This window comes from Bacillus sp. JJ1503, assembly GCF_036965125.1.
Taxonomy (GTDB): Bacteria; Bacillota; Bacilli; order Bacillales; family Cytobacillaceae; genus Cytobacillus.
In genome coordinates this window covers 1-7,250 of sequence record NZ_JBALOZ010000095.1, presented here as the reverse complement: position 1 = coordinate 7,250, position 7,250 = coordinate 1, and the positions used below count along the sequence as shown (strand labels likewise).

Sequence of the window (7,250 nt, the reverse complement as noted above, 5' to 3'; positions counted from 1 at the left end):
GATTGGCTTGTGACCTCGAGGGGGTAGGCGCTGGAGCTAGACATTTCTCTAACTTCCGAAGTTGTTTTCTTTATTTTTAATTATAAATTCTTCTTTCTTTTTCTTCGGCCATTGCTTAAATTCATATTCTGCCTTTAAGGCATCACTTTTATTATCGTACGCTTTTGAGAATACAAGCTTGACCGGTCCTCTTCCCCTTGTATATTTTGCCCCTTTTCCCTCATTGTGAAGCTTTATCCGCTTTTCTAAATTATTCGTGTAGCCTGCATACAACGTATAATCCCTGCACTGCAGCACATAGAAAAGATGATTATTCTCCATATAAAATCTTCCTTATTTCAGGGGTATATTCATTATTATCCTGATAGACAATTAATGGGGGCAAGATTTTTAAATCTGGACTGCCGTATTTAGTTGCTTCTATTAATAATGTATTTGCTTCCTTTCCTTGCTTCGGATAAACAAATTGGACCTTTTTTGGTTCCAATTTATATTTTCTCATAAGTGTTACAATATCTAAGAGCCTTCCCGGCCGATGAACAAATGCTACCTTTCCGCCCTGCTTGACTAAGTCGCTTGAAGCCTTTATCGCATCCTCCAGTGTACAGAGAATTTCATGGCGGGCAATGGCTAAATGCTCGTTCTCATTGATTTCTTCCGATGAGGGAGTAGGAAAATAAGGTGGGTTACAAGTAACAACATCAAACTTTCCAAATCCAAGCTCCTTTGTCATCTCCTTAATATCCCCATGTATCATCTGAAGCCGATCTTCCAATTGATTATATTCGATGCTTCTCTTTGCCATATCAAAAAGCCGTTCCTGAATTTCAACCCCTACAATGGAGCCTTTTGATCTCATGCTCAAAAATAACGGAATCACACCGTTTCCACTGCATAGATCGATTAACCGACCCTTTTGAATCGGCACATGAACAAACCTGGCAAGTAAAACGGCGTCAAGTGAAAAGGAGAACACCGTCGGGCTTTGAATAATACGCAAATTTTCCGCAAGCAAATAATCTAAACGCTCGTCTCCTTTTAAAATATCCATTCTCTTTCCTCCATATTATTTAAAATGCGTTGATGCTCCACCTAAAAGGTAACGCTTTTACTCGTGCGATGATGATGCTGCCGAAACGTCCCTTGTGAAGCTAACATGTTAAAAATAGCCTTCCCATTAAGAGGAAGGCCAAAAAATTATTTCTTATTAAGAAAAGATAAGCAAAACAGGCAATCTCCTTCTTTTCGCGGGCTTCCAAAATGGAGGTTACATATGTGAAAACCTTCTTGATAAAGACGGGCAAGATTATCGTAGCCTTCTCCAATATCAGCTGTTTTGTAATCAGCGGAATCCACTGGCGATGTGGCTGTCGTCCCTTTTTTTACTGTCGTCTTTCCTTTATCTGTCGTTAATTCCAAACGGCGTCTTAAATGCTCGTTCTCCAGCTTTAAAGCATTATTCTCTTCTAGTATTTCTGCCAAATGCTGCTTTAACTCACCTAGCTGTTGATATAACTGTCCAATTTGGGCTTCCATATTACTTACTGAATCAAAGATTTCTTTTTTATCCACGTATTCCACCTCATTAATCTGTGGATTGAACTGATACAGCACCCTGTTTTACTAATTCTTCTAAAGTATACTCAAGCACGCGTTCAGCAGCAGTTACATCCACTTGCAGCACCCGTTCTAAAATATTTAATCCTACTACTTTGCCAGGACCTTCAGGTGTTTGAATCCACTCACCAAGGTCAGGAAGCTGGGCTTTTGCTTCCTCATATTCATCATTTTCATATTTCAAACAGCACATCAGACGTCCGCATAGGCCTGATATTTTCGTTGGGTTCAAGGAGAGATTCTGGTCCTTTGCCATCTTAATGGAGACTGGATCAAAGTCGCCTAGAAAAGTAGAACAGCATAGCATTCTTCCACAAGGGCCAATGCCGCCTAACATTTTTGCTTCATCCCTAACGCCTATTTGACGCAATTCTATTCTTGTACGGAAAATCGCTGCAAGATCCTTTACAAGCTCCCGGAAGTCTACTCTTCCATCAGCCGTAAAGTAAAAGATGACTTTATTTCGGTCAAATGTATATTCAACATCAACTAGTTTCATATCTAAATGATGAGTACTTACTTTTTCACTGCAAACCTCATAAGCTTCTTTTGCAGCCTGCTTATTTTCTTCGACAATCATTTTATCCTTTTGATCCGCGATTCGCAGAACCTTTTTTAAGGGCAGAACCACATCATGCTCATCCACTTTTTTCGGTGGAACGACAACCTTGCCATATTCCACACCACGGACTGTTTCAACAATGACAAAGTCATCCCTTTCTATCTCTAGCCCGCCGGGATCAAAATAATATATCTTGCCCGCTTTTTTAAAGCGGACTCCTACTACATCATACAAATGAAGACCCCTCCTGCAATTTCAACACAAGCTGTTCCATTAACAGCTGCGGATTCATATTTGCATGCAATTTCCTCTTTGCTTCCAAAATTGCTGTCATCTGCTCCGATACTTGTCTGCTAGAGGAATGCAACGCAAACTGTTCTAAACGTGCTTTCTCATTTAGATAGACAATTTGACCTTCCTTGCCGAGCTGTATATATAGTAAATCCTTAAAGATTAGAAGTAATAAATCAAGACCTATATCTAACTGTTCTTTCTCTTTAAAATGCTTAAACCAATCATCCTGGAGAGCTACCATCGCCTCTAAAGGACTTTTCTTAAGCACTTCATATAATTTTAACACTATTTTTTGTGCTTGTACAAACCAATCATTCTGACTATACTCAATTGCCTCATCTATATTATTGGTAAGTTGGGCAATTAATGGGGCCAACAGTGGCGATACTCCATTTAATTTAAGATTTTCAATCATTTTTTCAGGTGATAACGTCTGAAAGGAAATAGTTTGACAGCGAGAAAGAATAGTAGGAAGTATTTTCTGTGCCTGCTCTGTCATTAAAATCGCCATTGTATGAGGATGTGGTTCTTCAAGAAACTTCAACAAACTATTGGCAGCATTTACCGTCATTCGATCAGCATGAACTATCATATATAATTTCTTCCTAGATTCAACACCTGTTTTCGAAAATTCCTCTTGAAGAGTCTGGATTTGAGCCTTCTTAATGGACAGACCATCTGGTTCAACAAGATGAACATCAGGGTGATTCCCATTGTTAATTCTTTTGCAATTTACACAATCCTCACAAGGCATATAGCCTTGAATGGGTGAGTGGCAAAAAACACTTTTGGCTAAAAGACTCCCGGCATCCCGTTTGCCAGTCCCTTTCATCCCTTCAAACAAATAAGCGTGGGCAAGCCTATCCTTTAAGATGCTATTTTTAAACATTTTCAAAACAACAGGCTGAATGCTTTCTAGGTCTTCCCACGTTTTGACCACTGTCATCACCACTTTAATTCTTTATAATAAAATTCTATTAAAACTGCTGGAATTTTTCAATTGGCAGTACAAAGACGGTTGCTCCTCCGACCTCGACCTCAACTGGATATGGAACATATGAATCTGCATTTCCTCCCATTGGAGAGATAGGGGCCACTAGCTGGTCTCTTGATTTGCAATTTTCTTTAATAATTTGCAATGCCCTGTCAACACGAATATCCTCTGTTCCGATCATGAAGGTTGTATTCCCTGATTTTAGAAAGCCGCCAGTACTTGCAAGCTTTGTTGCCCGGAAATTATTATTTACCAATGCATTCATTAATTTATTGCTGTCTTGATCTTGAATAACCGCTAATATTAGTTTCATACTCTCATCCCCTTTCATTTGTTCCACTTTTCTAAAATTGCCTTACTACATTCATTATAGCAATTTTTTAAAGAACTAACATGTTTTATCCATATTGACTAAACTTTGAGGTACAAAAAAGAGGGTGATACACATGTAAATAGTCACCCTCCTTCATTTATTCTTCCCTATGGATTATCTCTTTTATCTTTTCTTCAGCTGCCTTATACACCATTTCGATTGATTGGGAAGCATCTATCTTATAAATCCGTTCAGGATAACTATTTATTAGCTTATAATAACCCTCGCGTACTTTGTGGTGAAATTCTAAGTTCTCAAGATCTAGACGATTTACTTCCCGTTCCTTATGCCGGTTGATTCTTTCAAGACCTTCCTCTGGTTCAATGTCAAAATAGAACGTTATTTGCGGCATCATTCCTTCGATGGCAAATTGATTAATTGAAAACACTTCATCCATTCCTAATCCTCTAGCATAGCCTTGATAGGCTAGGGAGCTATCAATAAATCGATCGCATAAAACAACATAACCTTTTTCAAGAGCTGGAATGACTTTTTCAACAAGATGCTGCCTTCGTGCCGCCGCATACAATAAGGCCTCGGTACGGGGATCCATTTTTGTATTGTTCTTGTCCAGAATGACATTTCGAATTTGCTCAGCAATATCAATCCCACCTGGCTCTCTCGTTTGCATAACCTGATAGCCTTCTGCTTCTAATCTTGAGCCAAGCATGTTAATGATGGTTGTTTTCCCAGCTCCATCAGGGCCCTCCATTGTTATAAAAATACCTTTTTTCAAATCGCTAACCTCCAAGATGATTCAATCATAATATAATCAATTTCGCCTCGGCGGAATTGCGCCCAGATTTTTATCGAGCTTGCTCGATAATTTCCTCTAAAAAATCTGAGGCATCCGCCGGAGGCTTAACTTCATTCAGCGGAAGTAATACCCCCAATGAATTTGATACCTTTTTTCATTCTTCTCCCACTTATAGAAGTGGAAAACTTCAGCTGAATGAAGTTAAATTATTCGGGAAATATGTCTATTCTTCCAGATTTCAAGCTGTCTCCGCCTTGAAATCTGGCACCTGTTTTCAGCAGTAATTTAATAAAATCTATATCTTCCGTTTGAATTTTTTCCCCAGGAAATAATAGTGGGATACCAGGAGGATAAGGAATAAGCAATTGCGCACCTATTTTACCGACTGCCTCTTCCAAGGGGATAGATTGGCTTGTGAGGCTTGCCATCTGCTTCACATTCAAGCTCAGCTTTGAAATTCTCGGTTTACCAAAGCTGCTTATTATATTGTCCCTCTGTGTATTTGGGATAGATTGAAGAGCTGTCTCAAAACGCCTAATTATCTCTTCAATAGAAAAATCCAAATCCTTTTTTAATAAAGGAAAAACAAGCAGTACATTATAGGGGTCAGCCATTTCAGCATAAATTCCTGTACCTTCGAGCAATCTTTGCAAATCATATCCACTCAATGATGTGGTGGATTGAATCGTTATTTTGAGCGGATCTCCTTTGCCATTTCGATAATCTAGTACTTGAATGCCCCTTATTTGCTGCAATCTCCTTCTAAATTCAGTTATCTTTTGAAAAAGATCGTTCATATCCTCATTTGAATAAGTAGCCAAATAGTGCCTCGCCATATCTAATGACGCCATAATGGGATAAGAGGGGCTGCTTGATTGCAGGATTTGAAGATAGTCACTGACTTTTCTTTCTGAAAGAATTTCACTATTAAAATGAAGATAAGCCCCCATTGTCATTGCAGGAAGTGTTTTATGAGCTGACTGAACAACTATATCAGCCTTTAATTGCACAGCTGACCGTGGGAATATTTCGTTTCCTGCAAAATGGGCACCATGTGCCTCATCAATTAAAACGGGAATCCCTTTAGAATGAGAATATTGAATGATTTCCTCTATATCATTGGCCATCCCATAGTAATTTGGATATGTAAGAATAATGGCCTTAGCCTCCGGATACTCATCCACAGCCATTTTTACTGTTTGAAGAGATACCCCTCCTGCGACACCCCATTCCTCATCAAAATCTGGACCTAGAAAAACAGGATGGGCCTTCATAAGCTGTACCCCATTTAAAACTGACTTGTGGCAATTTCTTTGGACAAGCACGGTATCATGTTCTGCGATCGCAGCCATGATCATCGCCAAATTTCCAACAGTTGAGCCATTCACTAAGAAAAAGCTTCTTTTCGTTCCATAAAAATGGGCAAGCAGCTCTTCAGCTTCTAAAATAATCCCTTCTGGAGAGTGAAGATCATCCAATCCATTAAGTTCTGTTGCATCAAGCTTTAATAATTCCTGAAAATACCCCTTTGCTTCATCAGGAAGAAGGCCTCCATATTTATGTCCAGGAACATGAAAGGAAACAGGGCTACGTTCAATATGTGCTTTTAAAGCGTCAAATATAGGCATTTTATTTTGATTCATATATCATCACCAAATATATTGTTAATCATCCCATCTATTTTACCAAATAGAAGTGAACTGCGGTACTTTCTTATACAAAAGCCAATGGGAAAGAATTGAGTAAGACATACAACCAAATTCATCTTTTAACATACATTAGTAAACAAGTAATCTTTTTAATCGAATTTTCAAAGGATTGTATACAATGCGGTAAATTAGGACAGAATTGGTGTATGGAGGTGGAGTTATTGAGTTCGCTATTAGCAAAGAAGCATATAGGGGAAGAGTGTGTCATTTGCGAGCAAACAAAATTAAGAGGCATACATCTATACACTTCTTTTATCTGTACAGATTGCGAAAGTGATTTAATTTCTACAGATACAAGTAATCCAAAATATAAATATTATTTAAAACAGCTAAAAAAAGTCACAAATCCAGAAATACTTTCATAATGTAGGCTCCATTTGGGGCTTTTTATTTTGGTTTTATATCTCTGCGATTTTCAAACCTTCCGGAGCCGGGAAAAATCATCGGCAATTTTTATTTGTAACACATATTCGCTGAACCTCTTATGGTGAGCGTTTTTGAGGGAGCCTTAACAAAATGCGTCCCATGAACCTTTTATAGTGAGCGTTTTCGGTGAGTTCTTAGCAAAATGTGTTCCATGAAGCACTCATAGCGATCATTTTTGATGGATTCTTATGAAAAAGCGTTCCATGGACCTTCCTTATCTACCTTGACCTTTACTTTTCTTCACGAAGGGCGTTTTGAACGGTGCTTAACTACCTTCGGGCCCTATTTTTCTTCATGAAGGGTGTTTTGAGACTCTCTTAACTACCTTCGGGCCCTATTTTTCTTCGTGAAGGGTGTTTTGAGCCGCTCTTTACTACCTTTGACCTTTACTTTTCTCCGTGAAAGGCGTTTTGAACCTCTCTTAATTACTATCAGCTTAAAATTTTCTTCCGAAAGAGCGTCATAATCGTTTTTAGCAACAACAAAAAAAGACATCTATATGATGTCCTTTACTTTTG

The 7,250-nt window shown here is 38.5% G+C and carries 9 protein-coding genes; 1 reads left to right on the top strand and 8 read right to left on the bottom strand.

The window, feature by feature from the left end; translation table 11 throughout:
• Nucleotides 1–48: 48 nt before the first annotated feature.
• From V7149_RS08800 to V7149_RS08765, 8 genes are all read right to left on the bottom strand, one after another.
• Nucleotides 49–321 (bottom strand): GIY-YIG nuclease family protein, encoded by a 273-nt coding sequence (locus V7149_RS08800; RefSeq protein WP_335345267.1) that lies wholly within the window; start codon nucleotides 319–321, stop codon nucleotides 49–51.
• Nucleotides 311–1,051: a tRNA1(Val) (adenine(37)-N6)-methyltransferase gene (locus V7149_RS08795; protein ID WP_335345266.1), complete on the bottom strand. Its 741-nt coding sequence runs from the start codon at nucleotides 1,049–1,051 to the stop codon at nucleotides 311–313. The genes V7149_RS08800 and V7149_RS08795 overlap by 11 nt, the downstream gene beginning before the upstream one ends.
• A gap of 146 nt (nucleotides 1,052–1,197) precedes the next feature.
• Nucleotides 1,198–1,572 carry a DNA replication initiation control protein YabA gene (gene yabA / locus V7149_RS08790; RefSeq protein ID WP_335345265.1) on the bottom strand — a complete coding sequence of 125 codons (375 nt, stop codon included), beginning with the start codon at nucleotides 1,570–1,572 and terminating at the stop codon, nucleotides 1,198–1,200.
• A gap of 13 nt (nucleotides 1,573–1,585) precedes the next feature.
• Nucleotides 1,586–2,413 carry a PSP1 domain-containing protein gene (locus V7149_RS08785; protein WP_066302014.1) on the bottom strand — a complete coding sequence of 276 codons (828 nt, stop codon included), beginning with the start codon at nucleotides 2,411–2,413 and terminating at the stop codon, nucleotides 1,586–1,588.
• On the bottom strand, nucleotides 2,406–3,413 hold the full coding sequence (gene holB / locus V7149_RS08780) for a DNA polymerase III subunit delta' (RefSeq protein ID WP_335345264.1): 1,008 nt from the start codon (nucleotides 3,411–3,413) through the stop codon (nucleotides 2,406–2,408). The genes V7149_RS08785 and holB overlap by 8 nt, the downstream gene beginning before the upstream one ends.
• Nucleotides 3,414–3,450: 37 nt before the next feature.
• Nucleotides 3,451–3,780 (bottom strand): cyclic-di-AMP receptor, encoded by a 330-nt coding sequence (locus V7149_RS08775; protein ID WP_335345263.1) that lies wholly within the window; start codon nucleotides 3,778–3,780, stop codon nucleotides 3,451–3,453.
• A 157-nt stretch (nucleotides 3,781–3,937) separates the two neighbouring features.
• Nucleotides 3,938–4,576 (bottom strand): dTMP kinase, encoded by a 639-nt coding sequence (gene tmk / locus V7149_RS08770; protein ID WP_335345262.1) that lies wholly within the window; start codon nucleotides 4,574–4,576, stop codon nucleotides 3,938–3,940.
• 227 nt (nucleotides 4,577–4,803) lie between these two features.
• Nucleotides 4,804–6,240, bottom strand: a complete 1,437-nt coding sequence (locus tag V7149_RS08765; protein ID WP_335345261.1) for an aminotransferase class I/II-fold pyridoxal phosphate-dependent enzyme — start codon at nucleotides 6,238–6,240, stop codon at nucleotides 4,804–4,806.
• 227 nt (nucleotides 6,241–6,467) lie between these two features.
• Between V7149_RS08765 and V7149_RS08760 the strand changes: the two genes are divergently transcribed.
• Nucleotides 6,468–6,671: a sigma factor G inhibitor Gin gene (locus V7149_RS08760; protein WP_335345260.1), complete on the top strand. Its 204-nt coding sequence runs from the start codon at nucleotides 6,468–6,470 to the stop codon at nucleotides 6,669–6,671.
• Nucleotides 6,672–7,250: the final 579 nt, after the last annotated feature.